Below are 17,118 nucleotides of genomic sequence, written 5' to 3'. Positions count from 1 at the left end.
TTGCTTTTGTTGCGTCCATCAAAGCCAATAATTCTTCATCATTGATTACTTGCACAGCAAATACCCCACCTATCCCTCGCCCCTATGAAAAGGTGGCTTACGATTGGTTAGCGCAATGAAGTGTGTTTTATTTATTAGATGAAAATGTTCTCATAAATGGAACACAAGGCGCATAGCACAGAAAAGCCCGCACGTCGATTGGTACGCCGTGAGGTTGTAGTTTTAGCGGCTCGCCATGATTCTTTCGGTAGAAAATCTGCCTGCCGCGGCAAAATACTGGGCGCGACAGGGCGGGCTATCGGAGGATGCGGTTATCTGCCGAGAATATAGGATGCCAGCCGATCGGCTGCGTCTTCGATCTGCTTTGGGTTGCGCAGGAAGCAGGCGCGGAGAAACAGCTCTCCGCCTTGGCCGAAGGCGGTGCCCGGCGCGAGGCCGACGCCGGTCTTGTCAACGATATCCAGAGCCGTGGCGCGGCTGTCGGTCACGCCGTCCACCTTGAGGAAGGCATAAAGAGCGCCATCCGGCTTCAATGTTTCCACGCGGTTCGTCGCGATCAGCGCATCGCAGAGAATGTCGCGGGATGTCAGAGCGCGTTCGTAGTTCTCGCGGACGAAACCGTCGCCATGGTCGAGAGCCGCGACTGCGCCGCGCTGCATGAACTGCGCCACACCGGAGGTGGAATATTGAATGAGGTTCTCGATCACCTGCCCGATGACGGGTGGCGCCACAAGCCAGCCAACACGCCAGCCCGTCATGGACCAGTTCTTCGAAAAAGAATTGGCGAAGACGATTTTGTCATCCGGTTCCATCACGTCGAGGAACGACGGCGCACGGGTGCCGGTATAGTGATAAAGCGCGTAAATCTCATCCGCCACGATCCAGAGGTCGTGTTTGCGGGCGAGTGCCAGAACATCGCGAAGATTGTCGCGCGTTGCGGTCCAGCCGGTCGGGTTGGAGGGCGTATTGATGAAGAGCGCCTTCGTCTTGCCCGTGATCGCACTTTCCAGCTTGCCGATATCGAGATCCCAGCGACCATCGTGGAAATCTATGCCGACTGCGACCGCCTTTGCGCCCGCCACGCCGATGGCGGCGACAATATTAGGCCAGGTGGGCGTGAGATAGATCATCTCGTCGCCCGGCGAGGTCAGCGCCTGCACCGCAAGCGCAATCGCCTGCATGCCGGAACCTGTTACGTAAAAATGATCTGCGGATAGAGAGGCTGAAAAGTGACGCTCGTAGTAGCTGCTGAGCGCCTGGCGCAATTCGGGAATGCCGCGTTGCCAGGTATAGAAGGTCTCACCATTGTTGAGCCCGTCGATGGCAGCCTTGTTGATGAAGTCCGGGCTTGGCAGATCGCCTTCGCCGACCCAAAGCGGCAGAAGATTGTCCCGTCCCCGGGCATAATTCACGACCTCGACAATGCCGCTCTTGGGAGCCGCCAGAGAGCGTGCACTCAGACTGTTCAAAATGGACATTAAAGACACTCCGTTTGGTGTCTTCTTATCGCATCGAACGGGCGATATGCATGATATTCCGTGCGACAGTCATGGATTTTCTTTATGGATGGATGCCCGGCGAGAGGGAGCCGACCCATGGGGCAGCAATATCGCGCCGGGACAATCTAAGCTTCAACGCGTCTTCAGCAGATCGCGGATTTCGGTGAGAAGCTTGACGTCTTCCGGCGGCGGAGCCGGTTCCGACTTTTCCTCGATCTTTTTCCGGTCGACAGAAGCGCGAAGCTTGTTGACCCCTTTGACCATCAGGAAAATGATCCAGGCGAGAATGAGGAAGTTGATGAGGACCGTGAGAAAGTTACCATAAGCGAAGACAGCGCCTTGATCGCGCGCGGCGGCAAGCGAGCTGGCGGTGACGCTGGAACTGAGTGGCAGGAAGTAGTTCGAAAAATCGAACCCGCCGAAAATCGCACCGACGATCGGCATGATAAGGTCGTTGACGACGGAATCGACGATCTTGCTGAACGCCGCCCCGATAATAACACCCACGGCCAGATCCATGACATTGCCACGGGCAATGAAGGTTTTAAATTCGTTAAGCATCAGATGATCCCTCTCCTGCTTCGCGAGCTGAAGCTATGTGACTGTCCCTACGGGTTCAACCATATAGATTCCCTGTCCCATTTGGAATTCGTCAAGATTGCATTTATTAGGCTTTTTGCACGGTAGTCTTGAACTTTATGATCAGACCGCGCTCATTCTCAACGGCGCGGAATTCGCCTATGCTCGTTTTCAGGGATTGTTGCATGGGGAGGATGCGTGCTTCCTGGGTGGATCATATTCGGTTCGGCCTTCGCTTATGTCCTGCTGCTGTTTGCGGTTGCAAGTTATGGGGACAGGAACAGCCGGAAAAGAAACGCTCCCAAAAAGGGGCGCCCGTTCGTCTATGCGCTTAGCCTGGCGATCTATTGCACCTCCTGGACCTATTTCGGCGGCGTCGGGCTTGCGGCGGACAAGGGGCTGGAATTCCTCGGCATCTATACCGGGCCGATCCTTGCCTTCACCATTGGCATGCCGATCATTCGCCGGATCGTGGAGCTTGCCAAAACCGAAAAGCTGACGTCGGTTGCCGATTTCATTGCCGCCCGCTACGGCAAGAACTCCACCGTGGCGATGATTGTCGCCATCATCGCGCTTGTCGGCGCCATTCCCTATATCGCGCTGCAATTGAAGGCCGTTTCCAGCTCGGTGGCGACGATGGTCGATCCCGGAGATTACGGCATTGGCAGCGGCAACCTCTATTTCCTCGATCTGCCGCTGCTCGTCACCATCGTCATGGCGGGCTTCGCCGTCATGTTCGGCACCCGTCATACCGATGCCACAGAACATCAGGACGGGCTTATTCTGGCGATTTCAATGGAATCGCTCGTCAAGCTCGTCGCCATGTGCACCGTCGGTTTTTACGTTCTGTTCGTCCTCTTCGACGGCCCCTCGCATTTGTGGGAACTTGCGTCGAGCAATGAACGGGCCATGCGGGCCATATCCTATCACACGCCCATCAGCCGCTGGATCGTGATGACCCTGCTTTCCGGTTTCGCGATCATCCTGTTGCCGCGCCAGTTCCATGTCACCGTGGTTGAAAATCGCACGCCGGAAGAGCTGCGCATGGCGGGATTCCTGCTGCCGCTTTATCTGATTGCGATCAACATCTTCGTGCTGCCGATAGCGCTTGCCGGAATTTTGACGCTCGGCGCCAATGGCAACGCCGATCTTTACGTCCTGCAATTGCCGCTTGCGCATCAGATGCCGGTCGTTTCGCTGATTACCTTCATTGGTGGATTTTCAGCGGCGACCGCCATGGTGATCGTTGCCTCGGTCGCGCTGTCGATCATGATTTCCAACGACATCGTCATGCCGATCTTTTTGCGGCAGAAGCTATTGAACCGCTCGCCGCACCGGGACAACTTTGCCAAAACGCTTCTCAACATCCGCAGAACAGCGATCTTTGCGGTGATGCTTCTCGGCTACGGCTACTACCGTGCGGCCGATAGCGCCACCGGGCTTGCCTCCATCGGCCTCCTGGCATTTGCCGCCATCGCCCAGATGGCCCCTGCCCTTTTCGGCGGGTTGTTCTGGCGACGCGCCAATGCGCGCGGCGCGATTGCCGGTTTGAGTTCAGGCTTTTTTGTCTGGGCCTACCTGCTGTTTCTGCCAAGCTTCGGCGGGCCTGATAATTCGGAGGTCGCGGCCACCGTGCTCGGCTTCCTGTTTTCCGGCAGTACGGTCTTCAACGGTCCCGAGGCCGACCCTTTTGTGAACGCGGTCATCCTCAGCCTGCTCGTCAACAGCATGGCTTTCGTGCTTGGCTCGCTTTCACGCAACCCGCGACCGGTGGAGCGCATCCAGTCCGGCATCTTCGTGAAGCGCCATTCGAAATCACAATTCGCCACGCGCGGCTGGAAAACCCGCGTCAGCGTCGGCGATCTCAAAAGCGCGATTGCCCGTTATCTCGGTGAAGAGCGCATGCTGCGCTCACTGGCGACCTATGAAAAGACGGCGGGCAGGAAGCTCAACGACGACCAGCCTGCCGACATGGCGCTGATCCATTTCTCCGAACAATTGCTGGGCAGCGCCATCGGCTCCTCCTCAGCCCGTCTCGTGCTGTCGATCATTCTCCAGAAGGCGGAGGACACCAGCGCCGACACGGCCTGGCTGCTGGATCAGGCGAGCGAGGCGCTGCAATATAATCAGGACATGCTGCAAACGGCGCTGGCGCAGATGGACCAGGGCATCGCCGTTTTCGACAGCTCGCAGCAGCTGACGATCTGGAACCGGCGCTTCCGCACCCTTCTCGATCTACCTGAGCAATTCGGGCAGGTGGGGCTGCCGCTGACGGACATCGTTTCCATGTTGCAGGAGCGCGGCGACATGCCGCCGGGCGACACGGAACAGCTGATCACCAGTTTCCTGACCATGGACCTGCCTTTCTCGCTGGTGCTAGGCGGCGGCGAGCGCATCATCGAAGTGCGCTCCAACACCATGCCGGACAAGGGTATCGTCGCCACCTTCACCGATATCACGCAGAGAGTGGCGAGCGATCAGGCGCTGAAACAGGCCAATGAAACGCTGGAGCAGCGGGTGGCGGAACGAACCGTCGAGCTTACCCGCGTCAACCGCGAACTTGCGGAGGCAAGGGCATCGGCCGACGAGGCGAATATCGGCAAGACACGGTTTTTTGCTGCCGCCGGCCACGATATCCTCCAGCCGCTGAATGCCGCCCGGCTTTATTCCTCCTCGCTGGTCGAGCGGCTTGGCGCCTCGGGGGAAAGCGATCTCGTCCAGAACATCGATTCGGCGCTCGAGTCGGTCGAAACCATTCTCGGCGCGGTGCTCGATATTTCCCGCCTCGACACGGGTTCGATGAAAGCGCGCATAACATCGGTGCCGCTGAACGAGTTGCTGAAACGCATCGAAACCGATTTCGCGCCTATGGCGCAGGAAAAGAACCTCGATCTCGTGGTCATGCCCACCTCGCTCACCGTCCGCTCCGACCCCAACCTGTTGCGGAGGCTGATACAAAACCTCGTCTCCAACGCCATCAAATACACACTGAGTGGCAAGGTCATCGTTGGCGCGCGCCGCCGGGGTGGCGATGTCGTCATTCAGGTGACTGATTCCGGCATCGGCATTCCTGCATCCAAATTCCGCACGGTCTTCAAGGAATTCGCCCGGCTGGATGAGGGTGCAAAAACGGCCTCCGGCCTCGGACTTGGTCTTTCAATTGTCGACCGGCTGTCGCGCATGCTGCACCATCCGGTACAGCTGATCTCCACACCCGGCAAAGGTACGACATTCCGTATCCACCTGCCGCGCGAGGCAGACCGCCTGACGCCCGCCAAGGCCGCTAGCGGGATCGCCAATCCGGTGGCGAGCGACCGGCTTGCCGGCGTCAGGGTACTCTGCATCGACAACGAGCCGAAAATCCTCGAGGGCATGACGTTATTGCTGACGGGATGGGGCTGTGAGGTGTTGCCCGCAGGTTCGGTGGCCACACTCGAAGAACCGTTCCTGACAATGTCAGCGGCGCCGGATGTCATCATTGCCGATTATCATCTCGACGACGGCGACGGCATCAGCGCCATCCGCCTGATCAGGACATTCTACGGCAAAACGATCCCTGCCCTGCTCGTGACGGCGGACCGCAGCCCGGAAGTGCGCAGCGATGCGGAAAAATACGGGATTTCCGTCCAGCATAAGCCGGTCAAACCGGCGGCGCTGCGGGCCTATATCAACCAGATATCCGGCACGGCCCGCGCGGCGGCAGAATAAAAAAGCTCCCGGACCTTGCGATCCGGGAGCTCTTCGACTTTCAAAAATTCGAATGTCAGGCCGCGCGGCTCAGTCGATCCCTGCCGGTCGCCGAGCCCTGCTCCATCTGAAAACGCTGAACCAGATCGAGCAACGCTTCCACTTCGCCCGACAGCACCCTGCTGGCTGCGCTCGACTGTTGGGCAAGCGCCGCGTTCTGCTGGGTCATCTGATCCATCTGGTTGACGGACCCGTTGACATTGTGGAGCGCGGAGGACTGATCCTGCGTCGCCGTCGCGATGGTTTCGACATGCTGGCTGACGGCGACAATCTGATGGCTGATGGCTGAAAGAACCGTGCCCGCTTCCTGCACCAGCTTCGATCCGGAGCTCACCTCATGCGTTGACTGGTTGATGAGCTGCTTGATTTCACGTGCCGCGTCCGCGGAGCGTTGTGCAAGTTCACGCACTTCCTGCGCCACGACCGCAAAACCTTTGCCCGCCTCGCCCGCACGCGCAGCCTCGATGCCGGCATTGAGGGCGAGAAGGTTGGTCTGGAACGCGATGTCATCGATGACCTCGATGATCTGCTCGATCTTGCGCGAGGCGTCTTCGATACGGCCCATGGCGTCCACGGCATTGCTGACGACCGAACCGGAACTGTCGGCGCTCTGTTTGGTGATGCGGACGGCCTCGTTGGCTTCGCGTGCCCGCTCGGCCGACGATCTGACCGTTGCGGTGATTTCCTCGACAGCGGCTGCCGTCTCTTCCAGCGAGGCTGCCTGATTCTCCGTGCGCTTCGACAGATCGACCGACGATTGCTCGATTTCAAAACCGCTATGCTGGATGACCAGGGTGCGCTCGCGGATTTGCCCCAGCGCATCGCGCAGGTTGAGAAGGGATTCGTTGAAGTCCGTGCGCAGACGATCCAGACGGCCGTTAAAGGGTGTCTCGATCGTGCGGCTCAGATCACCGCGCGAAAGCCTGCCGAGACCGGACGCGATCTCGCTGACTGCGAATTCGATCTGGCCGTCCAGCTCCTGCTTTTCGGCATCGTTGCGGTGACGCTCCGATTCCGCCACGGACCGTTCCTCGGCGCTTTTGCCCTCGATCGCGAGTTTCTCAAGCGCATTCTCGCGGAATATCACCAGAGCGCGGGCGATGTTGCCGAATTCATTGGTATTGGTGGCATAGGGGATCGGCGTATCGAGATTGCCGTCCGAAAGCGACTTCACCGCATCGGTAAGCTTGCCTAGAGGCTGCAGGGTGCGCCGGATGACGAAATAGGCGAGCAATCCCACGCCGACCATGGCAAGCGCGCCACAGATCAGCATCAGGTCGCGCAGGCCGAAAATTTGGGCTTCGTAGACGGCCATGGGAACGCCCACGAAAAGAATACCGACGGTCGCTCCGGACTTGTTGAGAACCGGCATGTATCCGGTCATGTAATTGGTGCCGAAAAGCGTGGCGGCGCCGAAATAACCCTCACCCTTCGAGACCTTTTCGAAAGCGGGGTGGTCGGTGGCGAGTTTCGTGCCCGCTGCTCTCTCGCCCTTTTCGTTCTTCAGATTGGTGGTCATGCGAATATAATCGCCGGCCTTGGCTTCAAAAACCGTGGCGATGCCGCCATTACCGGCAGCCGTGCGGTCGACTAGATCATTGTCGCGCAGTGTCCCGATGCTGGCGCGGCCGATACTCTTGAGCTCTCCATCCACCATTTCGAGGGCCACGCCGCCGACCTTCATCTCGTAAAGGATCGCCATGCCGCGCATCGCGGTGTGCGTGTCACGCAGCGCAGTGGTGATGATATTGTCCTTCAGGCGAATGTATGTCGAAAAACCAACTGCCGCGACGCTGAGCGCAATCAGGCCGATCGTCAGCACGACGACCTTACCCGCAACGGACTTAAAGAGCCGGTTGTGCATGAAACAGTTCCCCAAAACCAAACTTATAAAAGTTCTAGTTGGCAACTGTTAAAAAAACGCGAAGTACCGATAGCAGCTTTTAGGGTGGATTACACAAGCCGCGCCGACGCCTGCCGGCTTACAGGGACGGGAAAGCCCGCCCCCCTTCGCCAATCAATGGATATAGCCGAGCCGGATGGCCTTTGCGATCGCCTGGATACGGTTGACGGAATCGAGCTTGATCGTCGCCGATCCCAGATAGGCATTGACGGTGTGTACCGAAAGCCCGAGCTTCACCGCGATTTCTTCGCTGATACGGCCATCACCCGCCAGTTGCAGGCAGGCGATTTCCCTTTCGCTCAACGCTTCAGACGGTGCCACCTTGCGCTCATCCAGCGCCAGCATATCGACCATGATCTCGCAGCATTTGATGTGCTGTTCGATGACGACCTCGTTGTCGAGAACGAGGTTGCTACCACAGAAAACGATGTAGCCGTTGCCGATCGTGCCGAGCCGCACCGGCAAAGCCAGTCCCGCATAGGGCAATGTATCGTTCTCGATCCGGCGCATCAAAGCCGGCACGTCAGGAAGATCGGCAAAACCGCCGGCATTCTTGTTACGCCAGATAACCGGCAGCAGCGATGTCTCGATATGATCCAAAAGAATATCGCCGACAGCGCGGATGAACTGCGCGCTCTGTTCGGCGGCATTCATGCCCCAGTTCTCCAGCTCGCAGGTCAGCTTCTTCTTGTTGGGGAAGCCGGAGGCGGCAGCCTTCGTCACCACGAAATTCCGTGCGCCGACCAGTTTCTGCATGGCGACCAGCTTCGGAAACAGATCCGACCGGCTTGTCACAACAGGGCTGCGGTAAAACATACCGCTGCTTTGACTCGTACCCTCATTATCTTTCGTCTGTACCATGGGTCCCGACCATCTATACGAGGTTGTTGCGCACGGCGTAGGCGATTGCCTCCGAGCGGGTTTTCGTAGCGGTTTTCCGCATCACGCTTGTAATGTAATTATTGATCGTATTGCGCGAAATGCCAAGTATCATCGCAATTTCGTCGCTTGTCTTGCCTTCCGCGATCCAGAACAGGCACTCAAGCTCACGTTCTGTGAGGTCTATGTCCCGCACGGCCTTTGCTTCGCTGGCAATGCCGAAGCTGACGCAATAGCCGGTCAGAAGCGCGATTTCGCGCAGACGGTCCGGCGAAGGAACCGAGTGTTCTGGAAACAGCAGCAGAAGCGAAAGACGAATGCGGCCCACACAGAAGGAAAGCGCCGAATATTGCCGGTCGATGCCGAAGGGGACAGAAACGTCGTCCGGAAGAACAAGCAATCGCGGCTGCAGAAGCGAAAGGCACTTTTCCATTTCGCTCGATCTGTTCTGGCTGTTGGCGAGTTCGGCACCAAGCCTGCGCACCAGATCGAAAGGCCAGTCGGATGTGATGATGAATTTCAGTCCGGTTTCTTCGAGAAGATCCTCCCGCGCCAGCAGATAGTGCGAGGCGCCGGCGTAGGTTACGAGCAGATCCAGCGCGCCTGAAACGTTACCGGCAGCGGCCGAGGCTGCGACGTTCTTGGCAAGCTGGTCGCGTGGCAAGGGCTTACCCATGCCCTCCATAGGCTTGGCAGACAGCCTGCGGATATCAACATCGACTTTCAATCGCCTACGCCCTCTTGCTCCCAATGGGGAGATTATACCTCGGGATGGAATCATTCCATTCGAGAAGCTTACCAAAATGGGATGGTGAGCCCCCGGAGACCGAATCACTTCATTTTATGGAACGGACTGGGATTTGCCATTACCTGACACCAGCCTTTCCACGTATTTCCTTGTTCGTCTATTCCTAAAAAACATACTGAAAAGCTGACCAATCCATAAACGGCATTCTCAGCCTATTCCCAGCAAACTGTATCGTTGCTGAATTTTTTGTAAACAGTGTCCCGAAACGGGAATGCGGCCGCGCGCGACGCCAAGATATCAAACAACCCGGAAATGCGCAAAAGGCCGGGATAACCCCGGCCTTTTTCAAAATCATGCAGCTTTTTCCACCGCCCATTTGCGAAGTATCTTGGCTGCGCGTTCTTCGCTGATTTCCACCATGCGGGAGAGCCTGCGCTCGGGTCCTTCGCGAACCCGGCGGTTGAAGGTGCCTTCGCTGTCGCCACCCGCCAGAAGATCGTCGGTGCTGTCGAAGCCGAAATCCGCCCCGAACCCTTCCATGAGACCACCAGCACCCGCATCCATGCCGGGAGAGAAATCCGGCAGTTCGAGGCCTGCGGTCTCCTGGCTGATCTGGCCTGCCGCCGCACCGTTGCCGGTAACCGTACGAACCAGAGGGCGTACACCGAGCCAGACGACGAGGAAAGCAACAGCGACGAAGGCGAGCGAGTTGATGATGCCTGCAGAATTGCGGCTGAGCACTTCCATGATGCCCGGCCCGCTTGCCGCTTCGTCGAGCAGCTGCGTTTCGAGGAAGTCCATCGCCGTCAGCGTGACGATATCGCCGCGATCGGAGGAAACGCCCGCAGCCGAGGTGACGATCTTCTGCATTTCGGCAAGATAGGCGTCGATCTTGGCCTGGTCGACGGGTTCGCCGACCATCTTGGCAATGCGACCCTTGTTGACGACCACGGCGACCGAAATCTTCTCGACGGTATAGCCGTTCTTGACCGTGGCGACCGTTTTGGAATTGATTTCGTAGTTGGTCTGCTCTTCCTTCTTGGCCGACTGGTCGGAAGACTGCGGGCCACCTGCGCCGCCCTGGGGCGCTGCCTGCGGTACGTTCTGTTCCACGGTCGCGGCCGTATCGGGCTGCGTTTCCTGGGACTTCTGGTCTTCCTTAACGGTGCGGACGGAGCGCTCGACGCGCGATTCCGGATCGTAGACGGTTTCCTGAATCTGTCGGCTGTCGGTATTGAGCTGCGCCGTCACGCTGGAGCGGAAATTGTCCATGCCGAGGAAAGGCGCCAGCGCCTTGTCGATATTGGTGGTGATTTCCTGCTGAACGTTCTGCGCCAGCGTCAACGAGCGGTTCATGGCAGCGTTGGTGACGTCGTCACCGGAAGCGAGAAGCTGGCCGGTCGAATCGAGCAGCGTCACGTCATCGACCTCAAGGCCGGGAACGGCCGAGGCGACGAGATGACGGATGGAAGCGGACGCCTTGCGCCCGGCGGTGGCATTGGCTCGAATCATGACCGATGCGGTGGGCTTCTGCTCACCGCGGCGGAAATTACCGACATCCGGCATGACGATATGGACGCGTGCGGCCGCAATTCCGTCGATCTGCTGAATGGAGCGGCTGATCTCACCCTCAAGGGCGCGAACCCTGGTCACTTCCTGCATGAAGGAAGTCAGGCCGAGAGAACCGACATTGTCGAAAAGCTCATAACCGGCATTGGCACTGTCAGGCAGGCCGCGCTCGGCCAGAAGCAGCCTTGCCTTGCTGGTGAGACCGACCGGAACCTGGAGGCTGGCGCCATCCGTTCCAACCTGAAAGTCCAGCCCCGCTTCGGCGAGTGCAATGCTGATCTTGTTGAGGTCGCTTTTTTCAAGTCCCACATAAAGGGTCTCGTAAGCGGGACGGTTCACGTAGAGTGCTGCTGCAAGGATAATGGCCATGGACAAAATGCCCACGCCGCCCAGCATCAACAACCGTGTCTGACCCAGCGCCGCGAAATTCTTCAAGACCTGAGGGATTTGATTTAACAGATTCATTCTGTTCCGCACCGTCATTCATAGAGTCCGAGACCTTTTGGCCCCGTAATGACAATAGGGTGCGAAGCTTGCGCGAGCGTTGCCTTTATCCGTAATCCGCGAAAGGAAGGTAACCGCTGGGATGAATGCTGATGGAATGCTGCCTAGAACAGGTCGAAGTCGCCGGCGACCTTGTCCAGCGGCTGCGAATGGCCGTGGCGGATGGCTGCGCCCAGCGCCTTTTGCATTTCGGCCAGCTTGACGAGGCTGAGCGCGGTGCTGACATCCACGATCCAATCACCGGGAATGGAGCCGGTGACGGTATCGATGAACTCGGCAAGGCCGCGGGTTTTCTGGACGGCAAGGTCGATGCCCTGCAAGAGCTTGACGCCATCGCTGGACAATTCGCCGCTTGTCGCTTCCAGCAGTTGCGGCTCGATGCGCTCGATCAGATAGGCGACATCGTGCAGTTCCGATACCACGCGCATCAGAACGTCGGGCAAGGCTTCTTCGAACGGAGTGGTGCCGGTGTTGTTTGCAATCTGCATTGGAAACTCCGTGACTAGAAAAATTCGATGTCGTTGGCGACGGGCTTGGGGGCCGGCACCGGACGCGTTTCCATGGCGACCGTCTTCTGGGTTTCCGCGCCGCTCAGCGGATGCTGTCGTGCACGGCCCGAAACCGGCCAGAACTCGATCTTGCGGCCATGATCCCCGCCCGTGGAGGAGCTGATGACCGGTATGCCTTCATCCTTCAGAAACTGCATGGCAAAGATGGCGTTCTGTTCACCGACATTGGAGAAGCTGGCAATCGTTTTTGCGCCGCCGAAAACCTTCGCCTCCAGCCGGTCGCGGCGTGCGCCCTTCTTTAGAAGACCGTTGATCAGCAGTTCCATGAGATGCACGCCATAACGCGTCGCATCCCCACCGGTCACGTTGCCCGTTCCCGGCAGCAGGAAGTGGTTCATTCCTCCAATGCCGGCAACGGGGTCTCTCAGACAGGCGGCCACGCACGAACCGAGTATCGTCGTCATGACCACGTCGGGATCGCTGACAACCTTGTACTCGCCCTGAATGATATGTACGCGCTTGGCCGCAGCTTCAATCATTTCAGCGATCCGAAAACCGCTTCGATGGCTGCGCGCATCTTGTCGATGGTGAAGGGCTTGGCCAGCACGTTGTTTGCGCCGAGCTGCGCTGCCTTCTGCACCAGCGCACGGTCGCCCTGTGCGGTGAGAATGATAAAGGCCGCCTTTTTGAGGGTCGGGTTGGCCCGCACGGCGTGCAGGAAACCGAGGCCGTCCATCTTGGGCATGTTGAAGTCGGAGATGACGAGATGATGGGGCTGCTGCTCCATGATCTTCAATCCCTGCTCGCCGTCGCCAGCGGCAGTGATCTGCTTGAAGCCGAGCTGTGTCAGCGCATCGCTGAGCAGCAGCCGGCTGGTCACCTGATCGTCGACGATCAGAACTTTGATCTTTTCTGCGAGAGACATTAGTCAGCACCTTCTTTGCGGGCAGTGGTTAGTTTCAGGATTTCTTCGCCGATTGAGGCCAGCGGCAATTGCAGTTCAACGGCGCCAAGCTCAAAGGCCACTCTGGGCATGCCGTAGACGACACATGTTTTTTCGTTCTGGCCGACGGTGCGCGCACCGGCATGCCGCATTTTCAGCAGCCCGGCCGCGCCATCGCGGCCCATGCCGGTGAGAATGACGCCGACGGCGTTGCGTCCGGCAAGCTCGGCGACCGAATCGAACAGCACATCGACCGAAGGGCGATGGCCGTTGACGGGATCGCGCTCGATAAGCCGGCAGCAGGGCGCGTTACGATTGGAAATCTGCAAATGGCGCTCACCGCCCGGCGCAAGGTAGATCTTGCCGGTCTGCAGGCGCGCGCCATCCGTCGCCTCTTCCACGACGGGTGCGCAGATGCGGTTCAGCCGTTCTGCGAAACTCTTGGTGAAAGTCGGCGGCATGTGCTGGGTGATGACAGTCGGCGGACAATTGGCCGGAAACTTCTGGAGCACGGCAATCAGTGCCTCGACACCGCCGGTGGAGGAGCCGATGGCGACGACTTTGCGGCCGGCGCGATAATCGCTGACCGGGGTTGGCTGGGCTGCGACAACGGGTTCCGGGCGCGCCGCGCGGTAGGCTGCGTGTTGCGACCGTGCGGCGGCCTTCACCTTGTCGGCCAAGTCGCCGAAGGGGCGCGCATCGCCTGGAGCCGGCTTGCCGACACAGTCGAAAGCACCGATTTCAAGCGCGGCGAGCGAGGCATCCGCACCGCGGTGCGTCAGGGACGAGACCATGATGACCGGCATCGGTCGCAGTCGCATGATCTTTTCGAGAAACTCGAGGCCGTTCATTTCCGGCATCTCGATGTCGAGCGTCACGACATCGGGATTGAGCTGCTTGATGGCGGCGCGCGCTTCCATGGCATTGCCGGCCTGTCCAACCACCTCAACTTCCGGATCGGCCTTGAGGACGGCGGAAATCAGGCCACGCATGGTGGGGGAATCATCGACGACGAGGACCCGTGCGAGTGCGCTCATGCCTTCCTCCCGGACGTGTGACCAATGTAGCGGTAGGTGGTGATGCCGGTATTGTCGAACAGGTTCTTGGCGTCGCCGGACACTCTTTCGGAATGGCCGATGTAAAGATGACCGCCTTCCGGCAGCAGGCCCGCAAAACGCGTCCAGATACGCATCTGGGTCGGCTCGTCGAAATAGATGACGACGTTGCGGCAGAAGATGACGTCGAAATTGCCCTTGAAGGGCCATTGCGTCATCAGGTTCAGTTCATTGAAGGTGATGAGGCGCTTGACCTTGTCATCGATGCGGAACTTGCGGCGACCGCCGGCATCAACTTCCGTGAACCATTGCTTGCGCATCGCGGGAGACACGGTTTCGAGCGCGTTGTCGTCGTAAACACCGGCACGGGCCTGCGCCAGGATCTTCGGATCGATGTCCGTCGCCAGGATCTTGAAATCGTAGTCCGCCGCATTGGGAAACATGGCGAGCACGGTGAGCGCAATCGAATAGGGCTCCTGCCCGTCTGAACAGGCGGCCGACCAGATGCGGACGCGTCCGCCGGTCTTTGCCCTTGCAATGAGGCCCGGCAGGACCTCGTCGCGCAGGTGTTCGAAATGGTGGTTCTCGCGGAAGAAGCGCGTGAAATTCGTCGTCAGGTGCGACAGCATTTCGCGGCGCGCAGCCGCTCCATCGGGCGATGACACCAGTGCGCAATATTCCCGAAACCCGGCCAGTCCGAGATTGCGGATATGCTTGGACAAGCGCGAATAGACCAGCGACGCCTTGGTGTCGTTGAGATAGATGCCCGCATCCGCGTAGATCATCGCAGCGATCTCCGACAAATCGCGTCTTGTCAGCGGATATTCGCCGCTGGCAAGAACGTCATCGGGAGACTGTCGCTGATCGCTGAGATTAAGTGCTGCCATTGGATATCCGCCTTCAACCCGTCGCCGCGAGTGACATTTCCTGTTTCAGTGGCTGCCCGCGCGAAGCGCTGACGATGGCGTCGACATCCAGAATGAGCGCAACGCGTCCGTCACCCAGAATGGTGGCGGCGGCAATGCCTGGAACATGGGTATAGTTGGCTTCCAAAGACTTGATGACGACCTGGCGCTGTCCCTGGATCGCATCGACCATCAGGGCGCGCTGGCCGCCGCCTTCCGATTCCACCAGAAGCGCCACGCCTTCCACAGGATCGGCCTGGGTCGGACGGAAGTTCAGAACGCGTCCGACATCGACCAGCGGGCAGAAAGAGTTGCGGATGGAAATCAGCCGCTGGTTGGCGCCGAAGGAGTGAATGTTCTTCGCTTCCGGCTGCAGGGTTTCCACGATTGCCGTCAACGGAACGACAAGCGTCTGGCCGGCCACAGTTACCACCATGCCGTCGAGAACGGCAAGCGTCAGCGGCAGGCTCATGGTGAAGGTCGAGCCAAGACCGGGGCGCGAGGAGATGTTGATACGGCCGCCGAGCGCCTGAATGGAACGCTTGACCACATCCATGCCGACACCACGGCCGGAAATGTCGGAAATCTTGTCCGCGGTGGAGAAGCCAGGCGCGAAGATCAGATTGTCGATCTCCTCATCGGTGAGGTTCGCATCGGCAGCGATGAGATCGTTGTCGATCGCCTTCTGGCGAACGCGCTCGCGGTTGATGCCCGCGCCGTCGTCCTGAAGCTCGATCAGGATGCGGCCCGACCGGTGCTTGGCCGAAAGCTTGATGGTGCCTTCCGGGTTCTTGCCAGCGGCTTCGCGTTTCTCCGGCGTTTCGATGCCGTGGTCCACCGCATTGCGGATCATGTGCGTCAGCGGTTCGGCCAGCTTGTCGATGACCGTCTTGTCGACTTCTGTGTTCTCGCCTTCGGTAACGAGGCGGATCTGCTTGCCGATCATGTCGGCGACTTCGCGAACGATACGCGACATGCGCTGGAAGACAGGCTTCACCGGCTGCGCACGGATCGCCATGACGCTGTCCTGGATTTCGCGCGTCAATTGCTGGAGTTCGTCGAGACCCATGTTGACGGCAGACGTGCCGCTCGCATCGTTTTCGATGACGCTCTGCGACAGCATCGCCTGATTGATGACAAGCTCGCCGACGAGGTTGATCAGGCGGTCGACACGGTCGAGATCGACACGGATGGTCTGGCCGGCGCTTGCATTGGCCACGGCATTGGCATTCGCCTGCGCCGCGGCGGGCGCTGCTGCAGCCTCGCGCTTTTCGATGGCGGCGTTGACGCTCTGGGCGATCTGCGTCGTTGCGACGGCAGCCTCTACGACTGCGGCAACGTAGGGCTCTTCCGCCCCGGCGGTCACAATGGCCGGTTCCCCTTCCGCATCACCGTCGAGAGCCGACAGGTCGAACGGAACCGGGATCATCGGCAGCTCTTCCGCATCCGTAGCGGTTTCCGAAAGAATCGGGGTGATTTCGAGATCGCAATCCCATTCGGCAAATTCGAAGACGCTGCGGATACCCTCTTCACCCTTGTCGGTCGCGATCGAAACCGTCCAGGAGAAATAGGACGCTTCTGGATCCAGCTTGTCGAGCGAAGGCAGTTCCGACAGGTCGCAATTGACGCTCATCTCACCGATGCGCGAGAGATCGCGCAGGAGAAGGGCTGCTTCATTGCCTTTCGAATAAAGCGATGCATGCGGCTTGAAGGTTATCTGGAAAGACGGCGTCTCCATCAACGGCGTCGTTTCATCGGCAAAGTCCGAGAAGGAGAACGGGATCGGCTCGAAACCGCTATCGTCCGTCGGCTTGGGCGCAACGGGTTCCGGCATCTTTGCGACAACCGGCGCTGCCACCGGCGCGGATGCGTGGACGGTTTCGCCGTTGGCCAGGGCTTCCAGTTCCTTGACGAGTCCACGGGTGCGGCTTTCGTCGACGCTGCCACCGTCTCTTGCCGCATTGGTCAGATCCGCCAGCACGTCGGCGGAACGCAGCATGACTTTCAGGACGTCCTGTGTCGGTTCCAGCTTGTTGGAGCGAACGCAGTCGAGGGTCGTTTCAAAAACGTGGGCGAAGGCCACGAGATCATCCAGACCGAAGGCACCCGCCCCGCCCTTGATGGAATGAACGGCACGGAAAACGGCGTTGACGGTTTCCGGATCACGGTCACCGTCATTCAATTTAAGAAGCCCCGATTCCAGTTCCGCGAGTTGTTCCTCGCATTCCTGGAAAAAGATTTCCTTGATTTCGTTCATATCCATCGTGAAATGTCCCGT

General features: G+C 59.0%; 13 protein-coding genes. 1 reads left to right on the top strand and 12 read right to left on the bottom strand.

What is annotated here, in order from left to right; all coding sequences use genetic code 11:
* Nucleotides 1-311 precede the first annotated feature (311 nt).
* Nucleotides 312-1,478: a pyridoxal phosphate-dependent aminotransferase gene (locus CRO62_RS20270; RefSeq protein WP_097101494.1), complete on the bottom strand. Its 1,167-nt coding sequence runs from the start codon at nt 1,476-1,478 to the stop codon at nt 312-314.
* 153 nt (nt 1,479-1,631) lie between these two features.
* Nucleotides 1,632-2,060 (bottom strand): large conductance mechanosensitive channel protein MscL, encoded by a 429-nt coding sequence (gene mscL, locus CRO62_RS20265; protein ID WP_003515034.1) that lies wholly within the window; start codon nt 2,058-2,060, stop codon nt 1,632-1,634.
* A gap of 216 nt (nt 2,061-2,276) precedes the next feature.
* On the opposite strand from mscL, the gene CRO62_RS20260 reads away from it, so the two are divergent.
* Nucleotides 2,277-5,786 carry a hybrid sensor histidine kinase/response regulator gene (locus tag CRO62_RS20260; RefSeq protein ID WP_097101492.1) on the top strand — a complete coding sequence of 1,170 codons (3,510 nt, stop codon included), beginning with the start codon at nt 2,277-2,279 and terminating at the stop codon, nt 5,784-5,786.
* Between the two features lie 55 nt (nt 5,787-5,841).
* Here the strand turns inward: CRO62_RS20260 and CRO62_RS20255 are convergent, their stop codons facing one another.
* The 10 genes from CRO62_RS20255 to CRO62_RS20210 all read right to left on the bottom strand — a co-directional run bounded on the left by CRO62_RS20255 (nt 5,842) and on the right by CRO62_RS20210 (nt 17,103).
* Nucleotides 5,842-7,689, bottom strand: coding sequence for a methyl-accepting chemotaxis protein (locus CRO62_RS20255; protein ID WP_097101489.1), 1,848 nt, complete (start codon nt 7,687-7,689; stop codon nt 5,842-5,844).
* Between the two features lie 153 nt (nt 7,690-7,842).
* Complete coding sequence (gene visR, locus CRO62_RS20250) at nt 7,843-8,544, bottom strand: transcriptional regulator VisR (protein WP_003515015.1); 702 nt, start codon at nt 8,542-8,544, stop codon at nt 7,843-7,845.
* 58 nt (nt 8,545-8,602) lie between these two features.
* Nucleotides 8,603-9,334 carry a transcriptional regulator VisN gene (gene visN, locus CRO62_RS20245; protein WP_003515014.1) on the bottom strand — a complete coding sequence of 244 codons (732 nt, stop codon included), beginning with the start codon at nt 9,332-9,334 and terminating at the stop codon, nt 8,603-8,605.
* Nucleotides 9,335-9,706: 372 nt separating this feature from the next.
* Nucleotides 9,707-11,389, bottom strand: coding sequence for a flagellar basal-body MS-ring/collar protein FliF (gene fliF, locus CRO62_RS20240; protein ID WP_003515013.1), 1,683 nt, complete (start codon nt 11,387-11,389; stop codon nt 9,707-9,709).
* Between the two features lie 143 nt (nt 11,390-11,532).
* Entirely contained in the window at nt 11,533-11,916 is a 384-nt protein-coding gene (gene cheT, locus CRO62_RS20235; protein ID WP_003515012.1) for a chemotaxis protein CheT, read from the bottom strand.
* A 14-nt stretch (nt 11,917-11,930) separates the two neighbouring features.
* Entirely contained in the window at nt 11,931-12,476 is a 546-nt protein-coding gene (gene cheD, locus CRO62_RS20230; protein WP_003515010.1) for a chemoreceptor glutamine deamidase CheD, read from the bottom strand.
* Entirely contained in the window at nt 12,473-12,862 is a 390-nt protein-coding gene (gene cheY2, locus CRO62_RS20225) for a chemotaxis response regulator CheY2 (protein WP_003515008.1), read from the bottom strand. Before cheY2 ends, cheD begins: the two co-directional genes overlap by 4 nt.
* The gene (cheB, locus tag CRO62_RS20220) at nt 12,862-13,917 is read right to left on the bottom strand and encodes a protein-glutamate O-methylesterase CheB (RefSeq protein WP_013635453.1); all 1,056 of its coding nucleotides are present in this window, start codon (nt 13,915-13,917) and stop codon (nt 12,862-12,864) included. The genes cheY2 and cheB overlap by 1 nt, the downstream gene beginning before the upstream one ends.
* On the bottom strand, nt 13,914-14,822 hold the full coding sequence (cheR, locus tag CRO62_RS20215; protein WP_019564320.1) for a protein-glutamate O-methyltransferase CheR: 909 nt from the start codon (nt 14,820-14,822) through the stop codon (nt 13,914-13,916). The genes cheB and cheR overlap by 4 nt, the downstream gene beginning before the upstream one ends.
* 13 nt (nt 14,823-14,835) lie before the next feature.
* Entirely contained in the window at nt 14,836-17,103 is a 2,268-nt protein-coding gene (locus CRO62_RS20210) for a chemotaxis protein CheA (protein ID WP_097101487.1), read from the bottom strand.
* Between the last annotated feature and the right edge of the window lie 15 nt (nt 17,104-17,118).

Source organism: Rhizobium sp. AN6A (assembly GCF_900215635.1).
GTDB classification, from domain to species: Bacteria; Pseudomonadota; Alphaproteobacteria; order Rhizobiales; family Rhizobiaceae; genus Agrobacterium; species Agrobacterium tumefaciens.
This window is presented reverse-complemented; position numbering and strand designations above follow the sequence as displayed.